The organism is Salinigranum halophilum, assembly GCF_007004735.1.
In the GTDB taxonomy this organism is placed as follows: domain Archaea; phylum Halobacteriota; class Halobacteria; order Halobacteriales; family Haloferacaceae; genus Salinigranum; species Salinigranum halophilum.
In genome coordinates, this window is the sequence record NZ_SSNL01000008.1 from 49,859 (window position 1) to 75,360 (window position 25,502).

General features: G+C 67.4%; 21 protein-coding genes. 12 read left to right on the forward strand and 9 right to left on the reverse strand.

What is annotated here, in order from left to right; genetic code table 11:
- Positions 1–83: 83 nt before the first annotated feature.
- On the forward strand, positions 84–1,856 hold the full coding sequence (locus tag E6N53_RS19235; RefSeq protein WP_142861063.1) for a TCP-1/cpn60 chaperonin family protein: 1,773 nt from the start codon (positions 84–86) through the stop codon (positions 1,854–1,856).
- 122 nt (positions 1,857–1,978) lie between these two features.
- Positions 1,979–2,827, forward strand: coding sequence for a polysaccharide deacetylase family protein (locus E6N53_RS19240; protein ID WP_142861064.1), 849 nt, complete (start codon positions 1,979–1,981; stop codon positions 2,825–2,827).
- A 38-nt stretch (positions 2,828–2,865) separates the two neighbouring features.
- On the opposite strand, the gene E6N53_RS19245 is transcribed toward E6N53_RS19240, so the two are convergent.
- The 3 genes from E6N53_RS19245 to E6N53_RS19255 all read right to left on the reverse strand — a co-directional run bounded on the left by E6N53_RS19245 (position 2,866) and on the right by E6N53_RS19255 (position 8,369).
- On the reverse strand, positions 2,866–4,221 hold the full coding sequence (locus E6N53_RS19245; RefSeq protein WP_142861065.1) for an MmgE/PrpD family protein: 1,356 nt from the start codon (positions 4,219–4,221) through the stop codon (positions 2,866–2,868).
- A gap of 222 nt (positions 4,222–4,443) precedes the next feature.
- Positions 4,444–6,273: a hydantoinase B/oxoprolinase family protein gene (locus E6N53_RS19250; RefSeq protein WP_142861066.1), complete on the reverse strand. Its 1,830-nt coding sequence runs from the start codon at positions 6,271–6,273 to the stop codon at positions 4,444–4,446.
- Positions 6,270–8,369 (reverse strand): hydantoinase/oxoprolinase family protein, encoded by a 2,100-nt coding sequence (locus tag E6N53_RS19255; protein WP_142861067.1) that lies wholly within the window; start codon positions 8,367–8,369, stop codon positions 6,270–6,272. The genes E6N53_RS19250 and E6N53_RS19255 overlap by 4 nt, the downstream gene beginning before the upstream one ends.
- A 100-nt stretch (positions 8,370–8,469) precedes the next feature.
- Here E6N53_RS19255 and E6N53_RS19260 point away from each other — a divergent pair, with 100 nt between their 5' ends.
- The 6 genes from E6N53_RS19260 to E6N53_RS19285 all read left to right on the forward strand — a co-directional run bounded on the left by E6N53_RS19260 (position 8,470) and on the right by E6N53_RS19285 (position 14,173).
- The gene (locus tag E6N53_RS19260) at positions 8,470–9,108 is read left to right on the forward strand and encodes an SHOCT domain-containing protein (RefSeq protein WP_142861068.1); all 639 of its coding nucleotides are present in this window, start codon (positions 8,470–8,472) and stop codon (positions 9,106–9,108) included.
- A gap of 43 nt (positions 9,109–9,151) precedes the next feature.
- Positions 9,152–9,634, forward strand: coding sequence for a GNAT family N-acetyltransferase (locus tag E6N53_RS19265; RefSeq protein ID WP_136591840.1), 483 nt, complete (start codon positions 9,152–9,154; stop codon positions 9,632–9,634).
- Positions 9,635–9,751: 117 nt separating this feature from the next.
- Complete coding sequence (locus E6N53_RS19270; protein WP_136591841.1) at positions 9,752–10,186, forward strand: universal stress protein; 435 nt, start codon at positions 9,752–9,754, stop codon at positions 10,184–10,186.
- Positions 10,187–10,296: 110 nt separating this feature from the next.
- Positions 10,297–11,451, forward strand: coding sequence for an ABC transporter ATP-binding protein (locus E6N53_RS19275; protein ID WP_136591842.1), 1,155 nt, complete (start codon positions 10,297–10,299; stop codon positions 11,449–11,451).
- 1 nt (position 11,452) lies between these two features.
- The gene (locus E6N53_RS19280; RefSeq protein WP_142861069.1) at positions 11,453–12,652 is read left to right on the forward strand and encodes an ABC transporter ATP-binding protein; all 1,200 of its coding nucleotides are present in this window, start codon (positions 11,453–11,455) and stop codon (positions 12,650–12,652) included.
- 267 nt (positions 12,653–12,919) lie between these two features.
- Positions 12,920–14,173, forward strand: coding sequence for a Zn-dependent hydrolase (locus tag E6N53_RS19285; protein ID WP_142861070.1), 1,254 nt, complete (start codon positions 12,920–12,922; stop codon positions 14,171–14,173).
- Between the two features lie 12 nt (positions 14,174–14,185).
- On the opposite strand, the gene E6N53_RS19290 is transcribed toward E6N53_RS19285, so the two are convergent.
- The gene (locus E6N53_RS19290; protein WP_142861071.1) at positions 14,186–14,860 is read right to left on the reverse strand and encodes an isochorismatase family protein; all 675 of its coding nucleotides are present in this window, start codon (positions 14,858–14,860) and stop codon (positions 14,186–14,188) included.
- A gap of 89 nt (positions 14,861–14,949) precedes the next feature.
- Between E6N53_RS19290 and E6N53_RS19295 the strand changes: the two genes are divergently transcribed.
- Together E6N53_RS19295 and E6N53_RS19300 are read left to right on the forward strand one after the other, a co-directional pair.
- Positions 14,950–15,705 (forward strand): SDR family NAD(P)-dependent oxidoreductase, encoded by a 756-nt coding sequence (locus E6N53_RS19295; protein WP_142861072.1) that lies wholly within the window; start codon positions 14,950–14,952, stop codon positions 15,703–15,705.
- A 53-nt stretch (positions 15,706–15,758) separates the two neighbouring features.
- Positions 15,759–16,607 (forward strand): ABC transporter permease, encoded by an 849-nt coding sequence (locus E6N53_RS19300; RefSeq protein ID WP_136603319.1) that lies wholly within the window; start codon positions 15,759–15,761, stop codon positions 16,605–16,607.
- Positions 16,608–16,718: 111 nt separating this feature from the next.
- On the opposite strand, the gene E6N53_RS19305 is transcribed toward E6N53_RS19300, so the two are convergent.
- The 3 genes from E6N53_RS19305 to E6N53_RS19315 are packed head-to-tail and all read right to left on the reverse strand — an operon-like array spanning position 16,719 to position 18,935.
- Positions 16,719–17,147, reverse strand: coding sequence for a DUF3830 family protein (locus E6N53_RS19305; protein ID WP_136591848.1), 429 nt, complete (start codon positions 17,145–17,147; stop codon positions 16,719–16,721).
- Entirely contained in the window at positions 17,144–17,908 is a 765-nt protein-coding gene (locus tag E6N53_RS19310; protein ID WP_136591849.1) for an SDR family NAD(P)-dependent oxidoreductase, read from the reverse strand. The genes E6N53_RS19305 and E6N53_RS19310 overlap by 4 nt, the downstream gene beginning before the upstream one ends.
- A 55-nt stretch (positions 17,909–17,963) precedes the next feature.
- The gene (locus E6N53_RS19315; protein ID WP_142861073.1) at positions 17,964–18,935 is read right to left on the reverse strand and encodes an asparaginase; all 972 of its coding nucleotides are present in this window, start codon (positions 18,933–18,935) and stop codon (positions 17,964–17,966) included.
- Positions 18,936–19,102: 167 nt separating this feature from the next.
- On the opposite strand from E6N53_RS19315, the gene E6N53_RS19320 reads away from it, so the two are divergent.
- Together E6N53_RS19320 and E6N53_RS19325 are read left to right on the forward strand one after the other, a co-directional pair.
- Positions 19,103–20,539, forward strand: coding sequence for a substrate-binding domain-containing protein (locus E6N53_RS19320; protein WP_142861074.1), 1,437 nt, complete (start codon positions 19,103–19,105; stop codon positions 20,537–20,539).
- Between the two features lie 47 nt (positions 20,540–20,586).
- Positions 20,587–21,498 (forward strand): ABC transporter permease, encoded by a 912-nt coding sequence (locus E6N53_RS19325; RefSeq protein WP_236639922.1) that lies wholly within the window; start codon positions 20,587–20,589, stop codon positions 21,496–21,498.
- An 87-nt stretch (positions 21,499–21,585) separates the two neighbouring features.
- On the opposite strand, the gene capA is transcribed toward E6N53_RS19325, so the two are convergent.
- Positions 21,586–23,652, reverse strand: a complete 2,067-nt coding sequence (capA, locus tag E6N53_RS19330; protein WP_142861075.1) for a caprolactamase subunit alpha — start codon at positions 23,650–23,652, stop codon at positions 21,586–21,588.
- Positions 23,649–25,466 (reverse strand): caprolactamase subunit beta, encoded by a 1,818-nt coding sequence (capB, locus tag E6N53_RS19335; RefSeq protein ID WP_142861076.1) that lies wholly within the window; start codon positions 25,464–25,466, stop codon positions 23,649–23,651. Before capB ends, capA begins: the two co-directional genes overlap by 4 nt.
- Between the last annotated feature and the right edge of the window lie 36 nt (positions 25,467–25,502).

A 25,502-nucleotide genomic window follows, 5' to 3' on the forward strand; every position in this document is an offset into this window, starting at 1 on the left:
AGAAATCCCACGTTTCGTCACTCCCGTGCCGACGCTCGCCGTGGGAGACAACCTTTTACACCCGAACGTACAGGATATGTGTAATGAGCAGCGTACACGAGGCGTCCCAACCCACCGCGGACGACGCCGACCCACCGGCTCCCCGCTTCCCCCACGCCAACTGCGTCGCCGTCGACGTCCTCGCTGGCGTTCTCTCGACGGCCTTCGGACCGCTGTCGAGCGACAAGCTCGTCGTGAATCAGCTCGCGAGCGAGACCGAACCACAGAACCGGGGTGACGTTCCCGCCGACGACCTGGTCGTCACGAGCGACGGCGCGACCCTGCTCGAAGAGCTCCCGGTCACGCACCCTATCGCACCCATCGTCCGCCGCGTCCTCGGGCCGGAGCGACCCGGCGACACCGACGTCGTCGGCCAGGACATCCCCGACGGCGTGACCTCGACCGTCGTGCTCCTCTCGGCGCTGCTCGACGAGGCGGTCGACCTCGTCGACCGCGGTGTCCACCCCCACGACGTCCGCGCGGGCTACGCGGTCGGCCTCGACGCGGCGCTCGCGACACTCGACGCCGAGACGCGGCTCCTCTCGTCGTTCCCCGACGAACGAGCGGTCGAAGAACAGGTCGCCCGCGCTGCGGCGACCGGGAACGATGTCGGCGGTCTCGCGGCGCGGTGGGCGTCGACCGTCGTCGACGCGGTCGACCTCGTCGCACGTCCCACCGAGGAGACGTTCGTCGTGCGCACGCTCAGCACCGGAGCCATCGGCGCGTCGCGGATCGTCGAGGGAGCCGTCCTCAACCGGAACGGTCGCGCGAACGACCAGATGCCTCGGGCGGTGACTGACGCGACAGTGCTCCTGCTCGACGGACACGACACGGGGGGGTTGAAAGACCCCGAGTGGGACGAACGAGCGACGCTCGACCTCCGCACGTCGAGTTTCGACGACGTCGAGGACCTCTACGCCGAGCGCCGGAGGCGCATCGTCGACTCCTACCGCACCCTCGGCGTCGACGTCGTCGTCTGCCGCCTCGGCATCACGCCCCCGTTCCAGAAACTGCTCGCGGAGGCCGGCATCATGGGCATCAGAAGCGTGAACCGTCTCGACATGCGCCAACTCGCCCGCGCGACCGGCGCGAGCCTCGTCCGCAACCCCGAAGACGTCGCTCCGACGGACCTCGGGCGCGCGGGACGCGTCGAAGAGGTCCGGGGTGACCCCCGTCGGGGCCGCCGAAAGAACACCGTCATGACCGTCTTCGACGAGTGTCCGACCCCCGGTTCCGTGGCCGTCGTCCTCAACGGCGTCTCGGGGCACGTCGCGACGCAGGCGACGACCGAGGTCCGCAAGATGGCCGCGGCCGTCGCCGCCGCCCGCGGGGAGGGCAGCCACCGACCGGGCGTCGTCCCCGGTGCGGGTGCCGTCGAGATGGAGCTGGCACGGGCGGTCCGCGCCCGCGCGACGGGTCTCTCGACGAAGGCACAGCTCGCGGTCGAGGGGATGGCCGACGCCTTCGAGACGGTGGTGGCGACGCTCGCGCGGAACGCCGGTGCCGACCCCATCGACGCCGTCGCGGACCTCCGGATGGCACACGCCGCCGGCTCCCTCGACGCCGGATTCCTCCTGCCGGAACAGACCGTCGAGAGCGCGACCGAAGCCGGCGTCTTCGACCCCGTCGCCTACAAGCGCCGGGGCATCGTGGCGGCGTTCGAGGTTGCGGACCTCGTACTCCGCGTCGACGACGCCATCGACGCCACCTTCTCCGACGAGCCGCTCGGCCCCGACGACGTCATCTACGACGACCGTGCGGAGAACCACCTCGACTGGCTCGACGAGAACCCCGGCACCCGCTGGGACCAGCCGTAAGACGCGGGACCCACCGTCGAGTGTCTCTCTCTGCCATCGACAGCTGCGCCCGGTGAGCGGGTCGAACTGTACACGTTCTGCCAGCAACAGTTAAGCCGAACCGGGGTGAGAGTCACGTGCTAATGGCGCAAGCTACCGTCTGTCTATCGTACGATTTCGACGCAGTATCGACGTGGCTCTGGTCGTATGACTCGTGGGACGAGCCCACGCGGCACTCCCGCGGGGTGTTCGGTGCGGAAGTCGGCGCACCGCGACTGCTCGACCTCCACGACAAGTACGACGTCCCCGCGACGTGGTTCGTCCCCGGCCACACCATCGAGAGCTTCCCCGAGATCTGTGGCGAGGTGTGGGACCGCGGCGGCGACATCCAACACCACGGCTGGAGCCACACCGGCCCGGCGACGTTCGAGTCCGAGGAGGACGAGCGCGCCGACGTCGAACGCGCCGTCGACAACATCGTCGACCTCACCGGGCGGAAGCCGACCGGCTATCGTTCCCCGGCGTGGGACTTCTCGTCGCACACCCTCGACATCCTCGCCGACATCGGCATCCGGTGGGAGTCGTCGAAGATGGCCTCGGACTTCACCCCACACTACGTCTACGGTGGCTGGGAGGCCCCGCCGGACGGCCCCTACGTGCGCGGCGAACCGACGGACATCGTCGAACTCCCCGTCTCGTGGCAGCGCGACGACTGGCCGCCGTTCACCTTCACCTGGGCACGCCCACACCGGATGGGCTACGTCTCTGAGGACTCCATCTTCCGCCGCTGGTACGACCAGTTCGACTGGATGTACGAGAACGTCGACGACGGCGTCTTCATCCTCACGATGCACCCGCAGGTGATTGGACAGGCCCACCGCATCATGCGCCTCGAGGCGCTCATCCAGCACATGTCGACGAAGCCTGGCGTCGAGTTCAAACTGATGGACACCGTCGCCGAGGAGTGGCGCGAGGCCAACCCGCCGGCGTAGGCGGCCCGGGACGCAGGAACGGTTTGGTTTTTTGCGGCTCAGACGCAGAGCGAGGCGAGCAGGTCACGGACGCTCTCGCACTTGCGGAGCGCGCGGAGGTCGGCGAACGCGTCCGCCGCCGCCGGGCGGTCGAGGACGAACGTCGCACACTCGAGGAACTTCTCGCGGAGTTCGGACTCCGAGAGCGGGTTCGCGGGCGTCCCCGGGGGCGCTGCCAACTCGGCTTCGTATCGTTCGCCGTCGACCGTCTCGACGGCCACCCGCGCGTGATTCGACTTGTACGCGAGAGAGTCGTCGACGACGAACGTCGCCCGCTCGCGGACGTGCTGGACCGCCGGGTCGGCGAGCGCCTCCGAGTCGAACGCGTCCAGCCCGACACGGTCGAAGACGAGCGCGGCCGCGAGGGCGTACTCCATCGAGAACTTCGCTTCGAGTCCGGTCTCGGGGTCGGCGTGGACGAGTGCGTCGCTCGCGCCACGCGACGTCGTCGCCTCGACGCGTTCGACGTCGTCAGGAGCCAGCCCGTGGTCGTCGGCGAGTTGCGACGCGAGCGCGATGCTCGTGTGCGTGAAGTAGCAGCACGGGTACGCCTTGATGCTGATACCCGTCTCTTCGAGTCGCCACGGGTCGCCCGGTGGGTCGGCGACGTGCGCTGCGCCCTCGGCGTAGCGGTCCCAGAAGCCGCGGTCGCCGCTGATGGCCGTCTCGTCGGCGGTGAAGCCGTCCCGCGCGAGGAGGGCCGCCGTCACGCCGGACCGCCCAGCGAGTCCCGCGTGCAGTGGCTTGGTCATCGTCCCGAAGTTACGCTTCAGTCCCGAGGGCATCGAAGCCGCGATGGTGAGTGCTCGCGCGGTCGCTCTCTCGTCGAGGTCGAGGAGCGACGCGGCCGCCGCGGTCGCGCCGAAGGTGCCGAACGTCGCCGTCGGATGCCACCCCTGTTCGTAGTGCGTCGGCGAGACGGGTTCGGCGACGTAACACTCCGCCTCGAAGCCGGCGGCGAAGGCGGTGACGAGGTCTGCTCCCGTCGCGTCGACGTACTCGCCGACAGCCAGCGCGGGGGCGACGAGAGGCACGCTCGGGTGACCGTCCATCGCCCACGAGAGGTCGTCGTAGTCGAGGGCGTGCCCGGCAGTCCCGTTCGCGAGGACGGCGTCGGTGAGCGACGCCGTCTCGCCGGTGCCGAGCACCGTCGTCTCGCCGGTCCCGACGCTCGTCGCGAACACGGCCGCTCGTGTGCCCGCGTCGGCGACGCTTCCCGCGAGCGTCACCCCGACCGTGTCGACGAACGCGCGTTCGATGGTGGTGCGCGCGGCGTCTGGGACGTCGTCGTACGTCAATCGAGCGACGAACGCCGCCAGCGTGGCCTCCGGACGGTCCCCGTCAGCAGGTGTCATGGACAGGCGTTCGAGAGCGGACGGAATAAACACGTCTGTCGTGGGGTGTCGAAAGAGCAGGACCGGGTGTGGTGCGAGGGGGGGGAACGCACGCACACCCCGTCGCCCGTGAGGTGAGCTCTGGTGGGGAGTGGGGGGCTGTCGGCACGGGATATGCGAACAGCGTGGGAGAGTCACCTCGTGCTCGCCCGGGTCAACGGGGTCATCGCGGGGGGAGGCGGCTCAGTCGCCGCGGCGGTCGGCCGTGGCCTCGGTGTCGAGGCCGCCGTCGACGATGACGACGTCGTACGCCTCGAGCGCCATCTCCTCGGTCAGGAGGCCGTCGAGGTAGTCCTCGTACACCTGGTCGGCCGAGCGTTCGTGTGGGTCGCCGTACCCGCCACCGCTGGCGGTCTTGATGAGGACGCGGTCACCTTCGGCGAACTTGTAGCCCGACTCCTTCGAGTTGAGGTCGATGACGTCGCCGTCGGCGGTGATGTGTTTCAGGTCACCGTGCGTCCCGTCCGTGCCTCCAAACAAGCCGTGTGGCTTATAAGTGTTTCCGTCACCTTCCATCGTCATCACGGCGTCGGTCAGGAACTGCGACTCGCGGACGATACCGATACCGCCGCGGTGGTGGCCCGCGCCGTGGCCGTCCTCGCGGAGCGCGTACTGTTCGACCCGCATCGGGTGGGAGAGTTCGATGTCCTCGACCGGGCGGTTCTTCGTGTTGTGGACGAGCGCGTCCACCGCGTCGAGGCCGTCCGCACCCGGTCGCCCGCCGTACGACCCCTCGTTCACCTCCAGGTAGACCCAGTACTCGCCCGCGTCGTTCGTCCCGCCGTAGGAGACGAAGTACACCTGCCCGCAGGTGCCGGCACAGACCTTGTCCGGAATGGCTTCCGAGAGCGCCTCGATGATGAGGTCGGACATCTTGTCGACCTGATTGATGCGGGCGAACGCCGACGTCGGCGGCGTCGGGTTGAACATACAGCCGGGCCGGGCCTTCGGGTGAACGGGCGCGAACGTCCCGGAGTTCTGCGGGAGATACTCGTCGCGGACGAAGGTGTCCATCAGGATGGAGCGGATGGTGAAGTAGATGCAGACGTCCGTCGAGCCGTGGAACGGGATGTTGTACCCCGTCGGCGTCTGGTCCGCGGACTTGGACATGTCGACCGTGATGTCCGAGCCGTCGACGGTGACCTCGGCGGCGATTTTCAGGCGCTCGCCCCGGTTGCGACCGTCGTCGTCGAGGTGGTCCTCGGCGTAGTAGGTGCCGTCGGGGATCTTCCGGATCTCCTTTCGCAAGAGCGCCTCGGCGTAGTCCATCAGCGCCTCGCCGGTGTGTTGAATCTCGTCGAGACCGTACTTCTCCACGAGCGCGAGGTAGCGGTCCTTCCCGACGTTGCACGAGGAGACCTGCGCCTGCAGGTCGCCGATGACCTCTCTCGGAGTGCGGACGTTGTCGCGGATGAAGTTCCAGATCTCCTCGACCCGTTCACCCTCGGAGTACACCTTCGTCGCGCGGAAGAGGCTCCCCTCGGCGTACATGTCTTCGAGGTCGACCGCGAGGCCGGGCGTGGCAGAGCCGATATCGAGGTGGTGAGCCGTGTTGGCCGCCCACGCGATGTGTTCGCCCTCGTAGAAGACGGGGACGGCGACGGCGATGTCGGGTGAGTGGCTCGCCCCGTAGTGGGGGTGGTTGTGAATGAACACGTCGCCCTCGTTGATGGCTTCCTCACGAGAGATGCCGCGCTCTTCGAACGTGTCGTACATCCCCTGGAGGTAGCCGATGAGCGAGCCGACGTGCATCGGCGTCGAGTCCGACTCACAGAGTTCGCGGCAGTCGGTCGTGAAGATGCCCGCGCCCATGTCCTCGGACTCGCGGATAATCGAGGAGTACGACGAGCGGATGAGCTTGTAGGCCATCTCCTGGGCGATGGTGTCGAGTTCGCCGCCGATGACCTGCATGGTCACCGGGTCGATGTCGCGCTCACGGAGGACGTCCGCGGCGGTGGTTTCTCGCTCGTCGTTCGCGTCGGTGTCGGTGGTGTCGGTCGTGTCTGAGCTCATGGTTCGAACCTCAGTTCGATGCCGCCGTTGTCGACAACCGTGGCCGTCCACCCCGGGTGGACGACGACGGTGCTGTCGAACTCGTCGATGACGGCGGGGCCGGTGACGACGTTCCCCCGCTTCAGCAGGTCGCGGTCGTACCGCGTGACCATCACCGATTCGGGAGCGAGGGACGTCCCGAAGACGACGCGCGACTCGGTCGTCGCGGCGTCGGAGGCGTCCTCGTCGCCGGCGGCGACCTCGCGTGGGGTGTAGGATTCGATCTCGCCCACGGCCGTCACGCGGAGGTTGAGCAGTTCGACCGGGTCGGCCTCGAAGTAGTGGCCGTACTCGGCTTCGTGCTTCCGTTCGAACTGCTGTCTGACGCGTTGATGCCAATCGCCGTCGGTTCCCTCGAAGGGGACGTTCAGCTCGTACCCCTGGCCCTCGTACAGGCAGTCGACGGTCCGTTCGAACCGCCAGCGCGACTCGTCGACCTCGTCGCGGGTGAGCTGTTCTCTGCCCCTCGCTTCGAGGCGGTCGAACGTCTCGTCGATGTACCCGCCGTCGACGGTTTCCAGTCGCTGGCTCACCGTCTGCTGGACGTCGTACTTGACGTTGCCGGTGAGGAGCCCACGTGCGGAGGCGATACCGGGAGCCGGCGGGACGATGACGGTGTCGACTTCCAGTTCCTCGGCGATGCTCGCGGCGTGCATCGGGCCGGCCCCGCCGAACGCAACGATGGTGTACTCGCGGGGGTCGTAGCCGCGCTGGACGGTCTGTTCGCGGATGGCTCGGTACATGTTCGTGTTCGCCACTTCGAGCGTCGCGAGCGCGGCGCGCTCGACCGCCTCGAACCGCTCCTGGTCGGTGGCGTCCACCAGCTTCGACTGGATGGCCTGGTGGGAGCGTTCGGGGTCGAGGTCGAGGTCGCCGCCGAGGAAGGAGTCGGGGTCGATTCGCCCCAACACGACCTGGGCGTCGGTCGTCGTCGGCTGGTCGTTGCCACGGCCGTAGCAGGCCGGCCCGGGGTCAGCCCCGGCGCTCTTCGGGCCGACGTTGAACCCCATCGCCCCGTCGAACCAGGCGATGGAGCCGCCGCCGGCCCCGATGGTCTCGATGTCGAGCATCGGGACGATGGTCGGGTAGCCGCCGACGGTGCTGTCGCGCGGGTCGCGTTCGAGGACTCGCCCCGGAAGGACCGAGATGTCCGCCGACGTCCCGCCCATGTCGAGGGCGATGAGGTTCGAGCGGTCGAGGGCGTTCCCTTCGAACTGCGCGGAGAGCACCCCGGCCGCGGGGCCGGAGACGAGCGTCGTGACGGGGCGTCGGGCGACGTTGCGAACGCTCGCCATCCCGCCGTTCGACTGCATGATGAGCACCTCCGCGTCGCAGCCCGCCTCAGCGAGTCGCTCCTGCAGGCGGGTGAGGTACGTCGCCATCACGGGCTCGAGTCGGGCGTTGATGGCCGTCGTCGTGAAGCGCTCGAACTCGCGGAACTGCGAGACGACCTCGTGGGAAGTCGAGACGCGCACGTCGGGGTACGCCGTCGCGATGAGTTCGCGGGTACGCGCTTCGTGTGTCGGGTCGAGGTACGAGTGGAGGTAACAGACGGCGATGGACTCGACGCCCGCGTCGACCAGTTCGGCCGTGCGGTCGAGCACCTCGTCCTCGTCGAGCGGGGTGACCACGTCTCCGGGCGGATAGATGCGCTCTGTCACCTCCTTCCGGTGGCGACGCTTGACCACGGGGTTCTCCTGCCACGGGATGGTCTGCTGGAGCGAGAAACTGTGCGGTTTCCGGTGGCGGCCGATGTGGAGCACGTCGCGGAAGCCCTTGGTCGTCAGCAGCCCCGTCTCTGCGCCCTCGTGTTCGATGAGCGCGTTCGTCGCGACCGTCGTGCCGTGGAGGACCTGCCCGACCTCGCTGGGGTCGACGCCCGCGAGCGCACAGAGTTCGACGATGCCCGTCACCGTCGACTCCGAGGGGTCCGCCGTCGACGGCGTCTTGTGACTGTACTCCCCCTCGTCCGACACGAGGATGAGGTCGGTGTTCGTCCCGCCGACGTCGACACCGACCCGGATGCGAGGCTGCCGCCGAGTGCTGTGGCTTCCCATACCTATGTCCAGAGTCGACAGTCGCCGTTATAGCCGTTTCCCTCGGGCCACCAGTCACGCGCGGGGGAAGGTTGAACCGGTGCGCCGTCGTCGACGGTGTATGCCCGACACACCCCGCGACCCGCCCACTGACGGCACGACCGACGCCGAAGACGCGGCCGGTGCCGAGTCCGAAACCGCGACGACGCGGTCGCTCGCCGCCGCCGCACCGGGCGAGTCGGTGACGGCCGAGCGACTCGGCGTGCGACTCGTCCCCGAGGGAACCCCCGCACGGCTCCGAGAGGTCCTCGCGCCCGACGAGACACCGCAGTACCTCCTCGAGGGTGTCATGGCCGACCGGGTGGCGGCGGACGGCACGGTCCGCCGTCGGATGGCGTGTTCTGGTGGGAGCGTGCTCACTCTCGTCACCGACCGGGCGGTCCACCTCGTCGTCCAGTACCGCGACCGACTCGACGTCGACACCCTGCCGCTTGCGACCGTCGGCGGCCCGACGGTCCGGCGCGCGGGCGGGGAGACGCGACTGGCGTTCGACGCTGGCGACGAGCGGTATCGGGTGTATCCGAGTGCGACTCCAGGGACGGAGACGGACGCGGCGGCGGCGTACCTCGACGGGCAGGACACGGTGGATGCGGGCGACAACGACCCCGTCTCGACGCTCGAACGACTCGCGGGACTGTACGAGCGCGGCTTGCTCACCGAGGAGGAGTTCGCGGCGGCGAAGCGCGACCTGCTCGAGTGACCGCCTCCCACATTTATCAGGCGCCTCCGCGTCTCGACGCTCGATGACGAGCGAGACTCACGTCGTCGAACTGACGAGCGAGGCGCAGTGGCGCGAGATTCACCCCGTGATGAGCCAACTCCGGCCGCTGGACGTCGAGACGTTCCTCGACCGACTGCGCGTGATGGCCGGCGAGGGCTACCGACTGTTCGGCCTGTACGAGGGCGACCAGGGTGGGGCGAGAGCGGGGACAGACGACCTCCTCGCACTCGCGGGCGTCCGCCTTTCGACCACGCTGTATCACGGCCGCCACGCGTGGGTGTACGACCTGGTGACCCGCGAGGACCGCCGGTCGGAGGGCCACGGGGCCGACCTGTTGGCGTTCGTCGAGGGGTGGGCCCGCGACCACGACTGCACCGTCGTCGAACTCGCCTCCGGCCTCTGGCGTGACGACGCCCACCGCTTCTACGAGGACCACGTCGACTACGACCGGTACTGTTACACGTTCAAGACGGACCTCGTGGACGAGGGCGACGAGGCGGCGTGAGGTGAGTCGCGCTCGTCTCGACGGCCGCGCGGACGGGACCGCTCACCGAGTCACACGCTGGTCCGTTCGGAGAACCGGCGCACAGAGTTATATCACACTTGCTCGAACTGAGAGGCGATGATCGAGCGCGTACTGATCGCTGTCGGAGAGGAACGGATGCACGTCGAGGAGATTACCGAACACGCGGTGGAGATCGCGAGCGCGCTGGGTGCGGCCGTGACCCTCCTCCAGGTGTACTCCGAGTCGGAGTTCGACGACATCCTCGACGGGATGGAGTACGAGTCGGCCGACCCGACCCACATCGCGAAACGAAACAGCGTCGTGCGGGACGCGGCGAGCCTCGTCCGGGCGGCGGCGGTCGACCTCGACGTGGTGGGGAAGGTCGGCGTGCCCGCCGAGGAGGTGGCGGACTACGTGAGCGACCACGACATCGACCACGTGTTCATCGGCGGGCGGAAGCGCCGACCCACCGGAAAGGCGCTGTTGGGGAGTACGAGCCAGGACATCCTGCTCGCGCTCGACGTCCCCTGTACGGTGTTCCAACTCGGCTGAGGCGCTACGCGTGGGATTCGTCTCCGGTACCCCCAGAGATGTGTCGAGTTGACACGTCTCGTGGTACCGCTCCCCAAAACGTTAACACCGCCGTTATCCTTCACAGCAGCATGAGCGTCGCTCGCGAAGTAGAACGTATCATCTCTGTGACTTCACTGGAGAAGTCATTCTCGAACGAACAGGTGCTCAGAGGCATCGACTTCTCGGTGGAAGACGGCGAGTTCTGCGTCGTCGTCGGTCCCTCCGGGTCGGGGAAGTCGACGCTGTTGAAGTGCATCGCCGGCCTCGTCGAGTTCGACCGCGGTTCCATCTCTCTCGGCGGGCGGGACGTCGGAGAACTCTCGGTCCCCGACAGAGACCTCGGGTTCGTCTTCCAGGACTTCGAGGAACGGCTCTTCCCGCACATGACCGTCGCCGAGAACGTCGCGTTCGGACTCCGACAGGCGGGCGTGAGCGAGGCCGAAATCGAGACGAAGACCGACGACATGCTCGAACTGCTCGCCATCTCGGAGACGCGCGACAGCCTCCCAGCCGAACTCTCGGGGGGGCAACAGCAGCGGGTCGAACTCGCCCGGCAACTCGTCCGCGAGTGCGACGTGATGCTGCTCGACGACCCCCTCGCCGACCTCGACTACAAGCTACAGAAGCGGATGGAACTGGAGATGCGGCAGATCCACGAGGAGCTGGGGAGCACGTTCGTCTACGTCACCCACAACCAGGACCAGGCGCTGAAGCTCGCGGACAAGCTCGTCGTCGTCAACCAGGGGCTCATCGAGCAGGTCGGCACCCCCGACGAGGTGTACGCAGAGCCCGCGACGGCGTTCGTCGGCCGGTTCGTCGGCGACTCGAACCCGCTGTTGGGAACCGTCACCGCCGTCGACGGCGACACGTTGACCGTCGAGACGCCGGTGGGGTCGGTGGTGGCGGCCACCCGCGACGACGGCGTCGAACCGGGGGCGGAGGTCGTCGTGCTCGTCCGGCCCGAGTCGGTCCGACTCGGGGACGCGGCCGACGGCTGTGACAACACGTTCGCCGGCGACGTCGCCGGCCGCACCTACACGGGCGAGGTGACGGAGTTCACCGTCTCGCTCGACACCCGGGGCGAGACGGACGTCGAGGACTTCCAGTCCGTCACGAGCGGGAACGTCCCGATGGAGACAGTGCAGTCGCGGACCTCGGTCGGGTGGAACGCCGACGAGGGCGTGGCGTACGCGAAGCTGAGCGTGAGCGACACCGCGACCGTCGACGACCTGATGGAGGTGTGAGATGTCGGACTCAGACCTCACCCGGCGGCCCCCAGAGACTGACGCCGACACCGACCGGAACGACGTCCTTCGCGTGGAGGGGCTCACGAAGATCTACCCCGACGGGACCCTCGCCGTCGACGACATCGACTTCGCGATCAAGGAGGGCGACTTCTGTGTCATCATCGGCCCCTCCGGCTGTGGGAAGTCGACGACACTCCACTCGCTCGTCGGGAAGATTCCGCCCACCGAGGGTGCGGTCATCCTCGACGGCGTCGACATCACCGACACCCCGACGTACCAGCGCGACATCGGGCTCGTCTTCCAGGACTTCCAGCTGTTTCCCCACCTGAACGTCGAGGAGAACATCACCTACGGCCTGAAGCGGATGAACGCGCCGCAGGACGTCGTCGACGAGCGGCTGTCGAACGTGCTGGAGATGATGCAACTGGACGAACTCCGCAAGCGCGCGCCGCGGGAACTGTCCGCCGGGCAGAAACAGCGGGTCGCGCTGGCGCGGAGTCTCGTACTCGAACCCAAACTCCTCCTCTTAGACGAGCCGCTGGGTGACATGGACTACAAGCTCCAGAAGCGGATGGAGCGGGAACTGCTTCGCATCCACCGTGAACTCGGCACCACGTTCGTCTACGTGACGCACGACCAGACGCAGGCGATGCGGCTGGCCGACCAGATCATCGTGATGAACGGCGGGAAGGTCGAACACTCCGGACCCGTCGAGGAGGTGTACAACCGCCCGAAGACCGCGTTCGTGGCGACGTTCGTCGGTGACTCGAACCTCTTCTTCGGCGAGCTCGTGAGTGTGAGCGACGACGGCGAGACGGCGGCGATGGAGACGGGACTGGGGACGTTCACCGTCAGTACGGCGAACCTCGTCTCCGAGCCACGAGACGTCGTGGGTGACCGGATGCCGTTCGCCGTGCGGCCGCAGTATCTCCGCCTCGTCGACCCGGGCGAGACGGACAACGCCATCGACTGTGACGTCGAGGACGTCCTCTACCAGTCGGGCACGGGGACGCAGGTCATCCTCTCCGCGACGGACGCCGACGGGAGCACCGTCGAGCTCCAGCTCAAGTCCGAGGACCGACTGACGGTCGACAGCGAGGCGGTCACCGTCGGCTGGGACCCCGAACACACCATCCTGCTCGAACGGCCGAGCGTGGTGGAGGGCATCGACCTCGAGAAGGACATCCTCGGGCAGTAACGCGAGCACCCGACCGTCTCTTTCGGGTTCGCCGTCGGTTTGAGCGCGGGGACAGCCCCCACCGCGTGAGACGAAGCCGTCGACTAGCGTGCCGCGTAGCGTGACACGAATACCGCGCGGTGCCCGGGCGCGGTGGACCGTCGCCTCTCCCAGTCGATTCGTCCCCCTTCGCACGTCTTCACCTGCATTCGCAGACCGACGGCGATAGACGATACGCCAAACGGAACCACGCAAAGAGTTATTGCATCGATACGAGACGCTCTGAGTATGAACCTGACACTCGACCGCGAGCGGTTCGTTTCGACGATGAAAGCGCAGGCCGAAATCGGCGGCACCGACGGCGGCGGCCTCCACCGTCTCACCCTCTCCGATGACGACAAGGAGATTCGCGACTGGTTCGCCGAGCAGATGGATGCGGAGGGCCTCGACACCCGCGTCGACACCTTCGGCAACATGTTCGGGCGGCGGGCGGGGACCGACCCCGACGCGAAGCCGGTGATGATCGGCTCGCACCTCGACTCCCAACCCTACGGCGGCATCTACGACGGTGCCCTCGGCGTCATCGCGGCGCTGGAGTTCGTCCGAACGCTGAACGACGAGGGAATCGAGACCACCCACCCCATCGAAGTCGTCAACTGGACCAACGAGGAAGGCTCGCGGTTCCAGCCGGCGATGCAGGGCAGCGGCGTCTGGGCGGGCGTCCTCGACATCGAAGCGGAGTACGCCAAGACCGACGCCGATGGCGCGGTGTTCGAAGACGAGTTGGAGCGAATCGGGTACAAGGGCGACGAGCCCTGCGAACCTCCCGAGGCGTACGAGGCGTACTTCGAACTCCACGTCGAGCAGGGGCCGTACCTCGAAGAGAACGAGAAGGAGGTCGGTGTCGTCACGGGTGTCGTCGGCTTCACGTGGGGTGCCATCACCTTCTACGGCGACGCCGACCACTCGGGCCCGACGCCGATGCACTACCGGAAGGACGCCCTCGTCGCGGCCGCGGACGTCATCACCCAGATTCGCCGGATTCCCTCGACGCTCGGCGAGCGCACCGTCGGTACCACTGGATACGTGGACGTCAAGCCCAACTCCATCAACATCATCCCGGACGAGGTGACGTTCACGTGGGGCTTCCGCGACCCCGAGGAGGAGATCATCGAAGAGGCCCGGAGTCGGGTCCTGCAGGAGGCCGAGTGGGCCGCCGAGCGCGAGGGTATCGAGTGGGAGTTCGAAGACCGGATGCGCGTCTCGCCGGTGCACTTCGCCGACCGAACCGTCGACGCCGTCCAGACCGCTGCGGACGACCTCGGCTACGACAGCATGCGCATCTTCAGCGGCGCGGGCCACGACGCGTCGTACATGGACCGCATCTGCGACACCGCGATGGTGTTCGCCGTCAGCGAGAACGGTAAGAGCCACAACGAGGACGAGTACACCTCGTGGGACGACTGCTACACGGCGGCGCAGACCATCGCCAACGCCGCCCTGACAATCGCACAGGGTGACGGCCGCGAGGACGGCGAGTAGCGCGTCCCGTTTTTACTGTTCGAGGCCGTCCACGTCCGCGCCACGCAGATAGTCGGCGACCTCTCCCACGGGACGGACGTCGGCGTACTTCGCGTCCATGTCGAAGACGTTCGACTCGTGTGGTTCGGGCGCGCGGTCGCCGACGGCTTCGCCGGGTACGATAGTCCGGTAACCGTGTGCGCAGGCGTCGACGACCGTCGCACGGATACACCCGCTCGTGGTACAGCCGGTGACGACGACGGTGTCGACGCCCCACGCGACCAGCATCGACGCGAGTTCGGTCTCGTGGAAGGCGCTCGCCTGGCGCTTGTCGAGGACGTGGTCCTCGTCCGCTCGGTGAAGTCGCTCGTCGATATCGACCCACCTCGACCCCGCCTTCAGCGTGTCGAGACGGGGAATCTTCGCCTGCCAGATGCCGAAGTCGGCGTGGTCGGGGTGAGTAGAGACGATGCGGGTGAACACCACCGGCACGTCGGTGTCGTGGGCGGCGTCGAGGAGGTCGTTCGTCCGGTCGACCACGCCCGTGAGGTCGCCGCCGAGGGGGCTTTCCGAATCGGTGAACCCGACCTGGAGGTCGACGACGACGAGCGCCGGCGTCGTCCCGTAGCCTACCCGGGTGTCCATACTCGCGCGCTCGTAGACGGCCTGTGTGGCCTCGGACGTGTGGGTCTCATTTGAACCGGCCATGCCCGTGAGTCCACATCGAGCGTCATAACTCTTTCAGCGACGGTCGCGCTCGGGGCTACACTTTTCGTGGTCGCCTGCGAGCGGGTGGCATGGTATCCCTCGAGGGAAAGACGGCACTAGTGACGGGTGCGAGCAGCGGCATCGGCCGGGGAATCGCGCTCGGCCTCGCCGAGGCGGGCGCGACTGTCGGCGTGAACTACCCGCCCTTCGACGGCGAGGCCGAGAGGGCCGCGGCAGTCGTCGATGAGGTCGAAGCGGGAGGAGAAACGGGAGTCGCGCTCGAAGGGGACGTGCGCAGCGCCGAGAGCATCGAATCGATGGTGAGGGCGTTCGAGGACCGCTTCGGGGCTCCCGACGTCCTCTGTAACAACGCGGGCATCGTCACCCAGTCGCACCTGGCTGAGATGCCCGTCGAGACCTGGGACGAGATGATACAGGTGAACCTCCGCGGGGTGTTCCTCACGACGCGGTTCGTCCTCCCGGGGATGCTCGAGGCGGGGCGGGGCAGCGTCGTCAACACGGCCTCGCAGCTAGGAATCAAGGGTGCGCCAGAGCTCGTCCACTACTCGGCGGCGAAGGGAGGCATCATCGCGTTCACTCGCGCGCTGGCTCGCGAGGTGTCGCCGACGGTTCGGGTGAACGCCGTCGCGCCCGGACCCATCGAGACGGACCTCCTCGCGGACATCTCCGAGGAGTGGCGCGCCGCGAAGGAGGCCGAGTTGCCGATGGGTCGGCTGGGGCAGGTCGACGACGTCGTCCCGACGGTGGTGTTCCTCGCGAGCGAGGAGAGCAGCTACTACACCGGACAGACGCTGAGTCCCGACGGCGGCGACGCGATGCACTGAGTTTTACCGCCGAACTGAGGATTTATATCCTTCCCCGGGCATCTCCGTGGTAGATGGCAACGAAAACCGTGAGTGAGAGTGGCGCGGCAGAGACGTCCGCGCGCGGCTCCCTCGTCGAACGAATCAGCGTCAAACACGTACTCGTCGTCTACACCGCGCTCATCGCGCTGTACATCTACGCACCCATCCTCTCGGTCATCGGCTTCTCGTTCAACTCGGGCGGGCTGACCTTCCCCTTCGTCTCGTTCACGACCGAGTGGTACGTCGAACTCATCAACACCGAGGCGATGGTCGAGGCGGTGAGCCGGTCGCTCCAGCTCGCTATCGTGGTGATGGTCATCACCACCCTGCTGGCGACGGCGACGGCGCTCGCGTACCGCCGCGAGTTCGTCGGCGGCCGAGCGCTCCTGTTCTTGCTCATCCTCGGCATCATCACCCCCGGCATCACCTACGGCGTGGGCGCGACACTCTTCTTGAACGAACTCCTCGACCTCAACAAGGGGCTGTGGCTCGCCGTGCCGGTCCACGTCGTCTGGGCGCTCCCGTTCGCCGTCATCGTGCTCCTGGCAGGGTTCCCGCCGAACCTCGCAGAGAACGAGGAGGCCGCCCGCGTGATGGGTGCGGACAGGGTGACCGTCTTCCGGCAGATCATCCTCCCGCAGATCGCACCCACCGTCCTCGGTGCCGCCGTGTTCGCCTTCACGCTCTCGTACAACGAGGCCACGCGCAGTCTGCTCCTCCTGGGCGACCAGAACACGATGCCGCTCGAGGTGTTCTCTATCGCGAGCGCGACGCGGGCGACACCGGTCCTCTTCGCCCTCGGCAGTATCACGACCATCGCCTCGACGGTCCTGCTCGGTTTCGCGGGCTTCCTGGTCTTTTACGGCGCGAAGAACCGCTGAGTCGTCGTTCTTCTTCCGGGGCACCGGTCGTGTCTCGCTTCTCGCAGTGTCGAACCGTGCGTGCCGACAGCCGAGACGCGGCCTCGACTCACGCCGGGCTCCGACGTCCCTTCAGTCGTCGACCAGCCGAATCGTCACCGGCTGGACCCCCTCCGCCAGGGTCCGCTCTTCGAGCGCCGCCAGTTCCTCGCGCGAGGCGTCGAGCGTCGCGACGTGGTTGCCCGCCAACTCCCCGGCGGGGCTCTTGAAGCAGGTCGGGCCGCAGGCGACGAGTATCTCCTGTTCGTTTCGATAGCCGGGGTAGAGGAGGACGTCCCCGCGGGAGGGGTACACCGTGTGATTCTCCCGCGGCACCTCGCCCAGTTCCACCTCGTCGATGTTCACCCAGACGGCGTAGCCGCTCCAGCGGACGTGCATCAGGTCCGACTCGTGCGGGAGGAACGACCGCAGGGTCGCGACGGATTCGGGCGCGTCGTCGACGAGGAGGTCGCCGGAGAACGTCTCCCCGGTGCCGACGTCGAGTTCGAGTCGCGGAGTCATTGTGCGGTCCACCCGCCGTCGACGCTCAGCACGGTCCCGGTGACGAAGTCCGACTCCGCACTCGCGAGGAACAGCGCCGCGTCGGCGACGTCCTGTGGCGTGCCGAACCGGGGCCACGGCGTCCGGCGCTGCCAGTCTTCGAGGAGCACGGGGTCCGTCTCGCGCCACTCGGCGTTCTGCGCCGTCTCGATGATGCCTGGCGCGAGGGCGTTGACGTTCACCTCGTCCGCGGCGTAATCGAGCGCCATCTGTCGGGTCAGGTTGGCGACCGCGCCCTTCGAGGCGCAGTAGGCCGCGCTCTGTCCGCCACCTACGAGGCCGTAGATGGACGCGAGGTTGACGATTTTTCCCTTGCGCTCGCGAAGGTGCGGCAACGCGTGTTTCGCACAGAGGAACACCCCGCGGACGTTGACGTCCATGACGGCGTCGTAGTCGGCCATCGGGGCCTCGTCGGCGGGCGCTTGGTAGTAGATACCCGCGTTGTTCACGAGGACGTCGAGGCCGCCGAACGTCGAGACTGCGGTGTCGACCGCGGCCTGCACGTCGGCCTCGTCGGTGACGTCCGTCTCGACGAACGTGTACTCGGCGTCGACGGCGTCGAGCCGGTCGAACACCGATTCTTCGTCCTCGAGTTTGGGGTCGCGCCTGACGTCGGCGACGACGACGTTCGCGCCCTCTCTCCCGAAGGTCGTGGCGATGGCGTTTCCGATTCCCGAACTGGCGCCCGTGACGAGCGCGACACTCTCGGCGAGGCGTGTCATGAGAGTCGGTCACACGAGCGGGAGAAGTAGTTATCGCCGCCGGAGCGCCGACGTGTCAGAGAGCGAAGTACGGTTCGACGTCCTCGACGGTGTCGGCCGCCGTGAGCGCCAGCGCGAGCGTGAGTCGGGCCTTCTGGGGCGGGAGGTCGCCCCCGGAGAGCGCGCCTTGGTCGGCCAGGGTCGCCCCACCGCCGGGTGTCCCGTAGACGGGGGCGACGGCCCCCGCGCCACACCGGGAGGTGACGACGACGGGGACGCCCGTCTCGACGGCGCGGCCGACGGCGTCGCCGAGCGCGCTCGTGGTGTTTCCGAGGCCGGTCCCCTCGAGTACGAGGCCGTCCACGCCGGCGGCGAGTGCCCGGTCGATGGCCGCCGCGTCGACGCCGACACCCGTCGTCACCACCTCGACGCGTGCGGTGGGTTCGCGGACGGGGACGCGGACACAGCGTCGGCCGGGTTCGCGGTAGAACCGCACGTCACCCGGGTGGAAACTGGCGACTGGCCCGGTGTTCGGCGAGGCGAACGTCTCGAGCGCGCTCGTGTGGGTCTTGGTGACGTCGCGCGCGGCGTGGAGTTCCTCGTTGAACGCGATGTAGACGCCACCAGCTCCCGACAGTCGGTCGTGGACGGCCGCACGAACCGCCGTGAGCAGGTTCGACGGGCCGTCGGGACTCACCTGGTCGGGGCGGCGCTGTGCGCCGGTGAAGACGACGGGAGCGTCGACGTCGAGCGTCGAGTCCAGCAGGTACGCCGACTCCTCCATCGTGTCGGTTCCGTGGGTGACGACGACGCCGTCGGCCCCGCCGTCGACGGCGCGCTCGGCCGCCTCACCCACGCGGGCGACGGTCGAGAAGTCCATGTCGAAGCTCGGGACCTGTGCGACCTGTTCCACCGAGAGGGTCGCGTAGCGCTCGAGGTCCGGGACGGCCTCGACGAGGTCCGCCCCCGAGAGTTCGGGCGTCGCCCCCGTGTCCTTCGACGTGCTCGCGATGGTCCCACCGGTGCCGAGTACCGTGACGTGTGCCATACGGGGGGAGACTCGGAAGTGGAGATTAGTTCTTTCGCCACGGCCACCGAACGAACGTTGGGAGAACACCGCCGCCGTCAAAATTATATCTAGTATTAAGACGTGTACGTTGTGTATATACACAAACCGATATGAAGTTATATATACCCCACCACGAATGTGGTACCATGTCCCGTGGCATTAGCAGACGCAACTTCATGTTGCACGCAGGAGTGACCGCCGGCGCAGTCGGACTGGCCGGCTGTACCGGGGGCGGAAACGACGGTGGAAACGGTGGAGACGGCGGGAACGGTGGCGGCGGCGGAAACGGTGGCGGTGGTGGTGACGGCGGCGGGAGCGGTGGTGACGGCGGCGGTGCGAGCGGGTCGCGCCCCCTGAAGTGGATGGGCCCGGCGTGGGCTGTTCGCGGCGGTCAGGGCGACAAGTTCACCGAGATGACGGGGAACGAGATCGAAATCACGACCGCCGACATCCCGACCACCCAGCAGAAGCTCCTCAGCGGCGACCGCGAGACGTTCGACGCCTTCTCGCTCGACACGTCCGGGTCGGGCGCGATCACGAAGGACAACGACGCGAGCATCCCCGTCCCGACGAGCGCGCTCGACAAGTGGGACGAGAGCACCGTCACCGAACTCTTCACCAACCCCGGCGAGCGGGTCGACTACCTCGGTGCGCAGACGGACACTATCCTGGGAGAGCTGTGGGCCGACGAGGGGCGGACCGAACTCCTGTTCCCGCCACACGTGTACAACTTCGACGCCATCGGGCTGAACCCGAAGCTCGTCGACGTCGACGCCGTCACGAAGTGGTCGGCGCTGTTCGACGACCAGTACTCGGGGCAGGTCGCCATGGGCGCGACGTCCGCGATCTCCATCCCCGAGGCGCTCATGCACCTCCTCGACAACGGGATGATCGACGCCAACGTGGGCGACCTGAACAACCCGACAGAAGACCAGCTCGACGCGGCCGTCGACTTCCTCATCAAGGAGAAGGAGGCCGGCCAGTTCCGCTCGACGTGGGTCGCCTACGGCAACTCCGTGAACCTCATGTCCTCCGAAGAAGCCATCCTCGGCGACATCTGGCAGCCCGCCTGCCTCGACGTCCGCCGCGCGGGGACGCCGTGTACCTACGCCACGATGAGCGACGGGGTCCAGGGGTACCGTTACTGGTACGGCGGCATCGCGCCGGTGAGTCCCGGTGCCTCGTCGCGGAACAACGTCGACGCGGTCCACTCGCTCATCAACGACGTCCACTACGGCGCGTGGTTCCCCGGCTTCATCCAGGGCTGGGGCTACTCGGTCCCGCACTACCCGAACACGGACCTCGTCCGCGACGGCTCCGACGAATCGGGACAGGGCATGGGCCCCGAGTACTACGACTGGGCGTACGAAGGGACGGCGACCTACCAGTCGGTCGCCGAACCGGGCCTGTTCGACCCCCAGACCTACGAGTGGTCGATGGAGGAGGGCTCGCCGGCTTCTGATGGCAAGGCTCGTGACTCCGGTCCCATCGAAGAGCGCATCGACCGTCTGGGCTTCTTCCAGATCTGGCCGAGCAACGCGGACTACATGCTCAGCCGCTGGCAGGAGTTCACTAGCGCCTGAACCGACCGACGAATAACTATTTGAGACTCCCTCACATGCCGGATACTATGGCAACCGAATCGGCGAGTAGCGAGCAGAACGAACCGACCGCGACCGGTCTGGGTCGTCGACTCAGCGGAATGGGCGAGGTCGCCGGCCTCATCACCCCCACGGTCGCGTGGTTCGTCGTGTTCCTCCTCGCACCGCTCGTGGTCATCCTCTACTACAGCTTCCTGACGTACTCCAGCTTCAACGTCATCAACGAGTTCACGCTCACGGCGTGGCAGTCGGTCTTCGAGCCGACCATCTACGACGTGTTCGTGCGCTCGCTGCTCATCGGCGTCGCGGTCACGGCCGTGACGCTCGTCTTCGGCTACCCGTTGGCGTACTACCTCCGCTTTTACACCACACAGAACGGCGGCATCCTGCTGTTGCTCTTCCTCGTGATTCCCTTCTGGACCTCCGCGGTCGTCCGGACGATCGGGTGGTACCCCATCCTCGGCCGGACGGGGGTCATCAACCAGCTGTTCATCCAGCTGGGCCTCATCGATGCGCCGCTGGACTTCCTGCTGTTCTCGCCGTTCTCACAGATCGTCGGCTACCTCGCCGCCTACGTGGTGTTCATGGCCGCCCCCATCTACATCTCGCTGTCACAGATCGACGAGGACCTCCTCGACGCCTCCGAGACGCTCCGCGGCGGTCCCCTCGAGACGTTCAGACACGTCACGCTCCCGCTGTCGATGCCCGGCGTCGCCATCGGCGTCATCTTCGTGTTCGTCCTCTCCATCGGCGACTTCACCGTCCCGCAGTTCCTCTCGGGCGGGAAAGGGACCATCACGACGCTCATCTACCTCGCGGTGAACAACGGGCTGAACTACCCGAACGCCGCGGCGCTGTCCATCTCGCTCTTGGTCATCATCTTCGCCATCGTCTACGTCCTGACGCGGTTCGTCGACATCAGCAAGATCGCACAGAGCTGAGCGGCGAGCCGCACGGAACCGTTATCTGTTACCGCTCGACTAATTCGATTCTCGAAACCGCGTAAAAACCACCCCGGGAGCCGATTCTCACTCCTCGGCGGTCAGGTCGTAGACGCCCGCGTCGTCGAGACGCGCGCGCCAGCCGGGGTTGACGACCATCGTCGTCGTGGTCTCCTCGACGATGGCCGGGCCGACGAGTTCAGCGCCCGCGGGGATGCGTGCGCCGTCGTACACCGGCGTCTCGGTGAAGCCACCGGCGGCCTCGAAGTACGCCTCGCGGCTCCCCGTCCGCGCGTCGTCGACCGTCCCCTCGGTGGGGAGTCCACCGCTGATGTCGGGCGGGGTCACCGCGCCGTAGGCGACGCTCTCGATGTTGATGACGTCCACCGGCGTCTCGGGTTCGGCGTAGGTGTACAGCTCCTCGTGGCGGCGGTCGAACGCCGCTCTCAGTTCGTCGAGCCACTCGTCCGTGATTTCGACGGCCGGCATCGTCACCTCGCACTCTTTGATCTGGTTCCGGTAGCGCATCTCGAACACTCGCTGAAGTTCGATGTCCTCCGCGGCGATACCCTCGGTCGCGAGCCGGTCTCGCGCCCCTGCTTCGAGGTCGGCGAAGCGCGCCTCTAAATCGTCGGCGTCGACGTCTTCGATGCGGGAGGGGTACGAGGCGAGCCGGTTGTGCTTGTAGTTCGAGACGACCTCGCCGTACGCACAGAGGACGCTCGCGGTCTTCGGGACGAGGACGCGCCCGACGCCGAGTTCGTCGGCCAGCGCGGTCGCGTGGGCGGGGCCAGCGCCGCCGCCACAGACCATGGTGAAGTCACGCGGGTCGTGACCCTTCTCGATGCTCACCTGGCGGATGCCGTCGACCATGTTCTTGGTGACAATCTCCAGGATGCCCGCCGCGGCGGTCTCGACGTCTAGCTGTGAGTCGGCGGCGACGTGTTCCTCGATCGCGTTCGCGGAGGCCTCGCTATCGATGGGCATCCGCCCCCCGAGGAGTTCCGCCTGATTGAGGTAGCCGAGCACCATCAGCGCGTCCGTCACCGTCGGTCGTGTGCCGCCGCGGTCGTAGCAGGCGGGGCCGGGTTCGGCCCCGGCGCTCTCGGGCCCGACCTGCAGGACTCCGCGGTCCAGAGAGGCGATGGAGCCGCCGCCGGCACCGATGGTCTCGACGTGTAACATGGGAAGACCCATCCGGTAGCGCATGAGGTCGAAGTCCTTCCGGACCTCCGTCGAGCCGTCGCGCGTGAGGCTCACGTCGAAGCTCGTCCCGCCCATGTCGACGGTGATGACGTCCTCGGAGCCGAACTGTCGCCCGAGGTGGAGGCCGGCAGCGGGGCCGCCGGCCGGCCCGGAGTTGATCGCGTACGCCGGCCGCCGGCGGAGGGTCTCGCTGCTCGCGATACCACCGTTGGCCTGGATGTAGCGGATTTCGCCGGTGAACCCGTTGGCGTCGAGGTACTCGTCGACCCGTGCGACGTACCGGTCGAGTGTCGGCTTCACGTACGCGTTGACCACGGTCGTGCTCGTCCGCGTGTACTCGCGCACCTGTGGGAGGACGTCCACCGAGAGCGAGGTGAAGACGTCGGGGAGTTCCTCGGCGAGTATCTCGCGGATGCGCTCTTCGTGTGCGGGGTTCTCGAACGACCAGACGAGCGAGACGGCCACGGCCTCGACCCCGGCCGATTTGAAGCGTTCGATGGCCGCGTACACGTCGTCTTCGTTCAGGGGCTCGTACTCGGAGCCGTCGGCGAGGATGCGCCCGCGAACCGGCACCCGCAGATGGCGGGGGACGAGCATCTCGGCCATCGGGTAGTTCATATCGTAGCGGTGGCCGTCCTCCTTGTGGCCGAGGCGAATCTCGAGTGAGTCCTCGTGGCCCGCGGTACAGATGAGCCCCGTCTTCGCGCCCGTGTGCTCGATGAGCGCGTTCGTCGCCACCGTCGTCCCGTGGATGATGATATCTATCTCCGCGAGGAGCCCCGCTACGTCGGTCCCGTGTTCGCGGGCGACGAGTTCGAGGCCGTCACGGACCGCCTGCGAGGGGTCAGACGGCGTCGACGGTGTCTTGTGGACCTCGACAGCGCCATCGCCGGCGAGGACGAAGTCGGTGAACGTGCCGCCCGAGTCGATGCCCAGTCGGTAGGTCATCGGTCCACCCCCTCGGCCCCGTCGGTCGCGCCCGGGGTCTCGGCGCGTGCGCCGCCGTCCGTCCGTGCCGCACGCGCCTCCTCGGTGGCGGCCTCGTCGAGTTCGCCGTCGACGACGACCACGCCGTACTCCCGTTCGGCACCCGCCTCGGTGACGACGCCGTGTGTCACGTCCTCGACGACCGCGTCGACGGGACGTGTCATCGGGTCGCCGACGCCCCCGCCGCCGGGGTTGTAGTTGCGGGCGCGGTCACCCGGGCTCACCGTGACGATGGTGTTCTCGCGGTACTCCTCGACGCTCTCATCCGCGCGGTCGACCTCCACGGAGCCGAGCTTCGGGTCGCTGAGGGAGTTGTACGAGCCGAGCGCGTTCGGCGTCTCGTTCTTCCGTCCCTCACCCCACATGATGACCTGCATGTCGTGGTCGCGGGGTTCGACCTCCCAGACGGTGCCGCAGCCGCCGCGCTGGCGGCCCGCGCCGCCGCTGTCGGGTCGGAGCGAGTAGCGGTGGAGGACGATGGGGTACATGTGCTCCATCACCTCGACGTCGCCCGACGAGAGCGCACCGAAACAACAGAGCGGCCCCCGCGAGTGCCAGCCGTCCATGTCGTGTGAGGCACCGGCACCGCTGATGATGGAGGCCAGCACCATCGTCGTGTACGTGCTTCCCCCGTCCGGGCGGGTGCCGGCGATGTTGACGCCGCTCGTGTGCCCCCACGACGCGACCGCCCGCTCGGGTTCGGCGTTCTCGAGGGCCGTGCGAACGGCGTCGGTGATGGTCTCCGACGGCGTCGTCGTGCAGTTGACGTGCGGGGCTGGTTCTTGCGCGTTCGTCATCGTCCCCGGTTCGCCGACGTCGACGGTGATGGGACGGTACAGCCCCTCGTTGTACGGTGGGTCGAGCTGCATGAACATCATGAAGCCGAGGTACACCCCCGACACCGAGTTCGCGGCGTAGGAGTTGATGTAGTAGGGGAGCTGTTCGGGGGAGTCGAGTTCGACGTGGGCCTCGTCAGCGGTGATGGTGACGCGCGCGGTGATGTCGACCTCGCCGAGTCCGTGACCGGAGTCTTCGAGCGGGACGGTCCCCTCGTACGTGCCGTCGGGGATGCCCGTTATCTCCTCACGCATGGCCTCCTCGGCGCGGTCGAGCAGGCGGTCGAAGCAGGCGTTCACGGTGTCGAGGCCGTACCGGTCGACGAGGCGGTGGAGGTGACGCTCGCCGATCTGGACCGCGCCGTGCTGGGCGTTCAGGTCACCCTTCCAGTCGTCGGCGGAGCGGACGTTGGCCAAGAGGAGGTCTCGGACGTCCTCGCGGAGGTCGCCGCCCTCCCAGAGCTTGATGGGCGGGATGCGGAGCCCCTCGGCGTATATCTCCGTCGCATCGGGGTTGTAGCCGCTGGGGACCGGGCCGCCGATGTCGGTCATGTGACCTTTCGAGACCGTCCAGTACTCGACGGAGCCGTCGACGAAGACGGGCTTGTACATACAGCAGTCGAGGATGTGACTGCCGCTCCAGGCGGGGTCGTTGTGGTACATGACGTCGCCGGGGGAGACGTCGTCTTCGAAGCGGTCGATGACGGCTTTCGTCGCGGGCATGAGACTCCCGAGGTGGATCGGGATGTCCTGTCCCTGGACGAGCATCTGCCCCTCTTTGTCGAAGAGGGCGTTCGAGTAGTCACGGGCGATGTTGAGGACGGACGAGCGCGCCGTGTGCATCATCGTCGTCGTCATCTCCCGCTGGGCCGTCTCGAGCCCACCCTGGACGACCGACAGGGTGATTGGGTCGATATCTCTCGTATTCGTCTCGGGCATCATAGAGAATCACACACAGAGGGCTATTAGCTGTAG